Genomic DNA, 1026 nt, shown 5'->3' on the forward strand with positions numbered 1-1026 from the left:
TTCGACCGCACCTACGCCGAGCACCTCGCCTCGGGCTCGGCGGACGCCGGCACCCGTACCGGGCGCGTGAACGAGCCCGGGCGCAACGCCTGGGTCAAGCTGACGGCGCGTTTCTGAGCCCGTGCCACTGCCGCCGGGGCGATGCGACGTCCCGGCGGTGTCCCCGATACCGTGTCATGCGCCGCCCTGCGGGCGGCGCTCAATCGGCGACGCGCTGCCACAGCGCGGCGAGCTCCGCGCTGGAGTGGGCCCCCATCTTGCGCATCGCGGCCGCGCGGTGGACCTCCACGGTGCGCACCGCGACGTGCAGGCGTTCGGCGATGGCTCGGTTGGTGAGCCCGTCGCGGACGAGCCCGGCGACGTGGCGTTCGCGCTCACTCAGCGTCGTCGCCCGCTGCGCCAGTATCCGCACCTCCCACGCCGAGCGCGAGCGCGCCAGCGCCGCGTCCACCGCCGCGATCAGGCGGGTGCCGTTCACCGGTTTCTGGAGGAAGTCTGCTGCGCCCTGCTTCATCTGCTCGACCGCGGTGGGCACGTCCCCGTGGGCGGTGAGTATCACCACGCCCAGGGGGCTGCGGCGCTTCCGCAGCGCCGCGTGCACTGCCGTGCCGTCCATCCGCGGCATGCGCAGGTCCAGGATCACGCAGCCCTCGGCCTCCAGCGTCGCGCCGGCGAGGAAGTCCGTGCCGGCGGACCAGTAGGTCACGCCGTAGCCGTAGCCCTCGAGCAGGAACCGGCACGCATCGCCCGTGGAGGCGTCGTCGTCAACCAGGTGAATGTCCGGCGCAGGCATCGTCATCTGTCTCCAGGGGGAGTCGCAGGGTGATTTCGGCACCGCCGTCCCGGTTCGCCAGCGCGATAGTGCCGCCCTGGGCGATCATCAGCCGGCGGCAGATGAGCAGGCCCATGCCGAGCCCCTCGGGCCGGGTGCTGCGGAAGCCCACGAAGGGCTCGTCCAGGTGGGCCGCCGGGAAGCCGCCCGCGGCGTCGCGTACCCGGACGACCGCGGCATCGTCCACCGCCCCG

General features: G+C 73.4%; 2 protein-coding genes. Both read right to left on the reverse strand.

What is annotated here, in order from left to right; genetic code table 11:
- Nucleotides 1-199: 199 nt before the first annotated feature.
- Complete coding sequence (locus G7A99_RS20880; RefSeq protein ID WP_163143814.1) at nucleotides 200-793, reverse strand: response regulator; 594 nt, start codon at nucleotides 791-793, stop codon at nucleotides 200-202.
- The coding region (locus G7A99_RS20885) for an ATP-binding protein (RefSeq protein ID WP_163143816.1) at nucleotides 765-1026 on the reverse strand (262 nt) is incomplete at its 5' end. The genes G7A99_RS20885 and G7A99_RS20880, both read right to left, overlap by 29 nt.

It is taken from the genome of Arhodomonas sp. KWT (genome assembly GCF_010993615.1).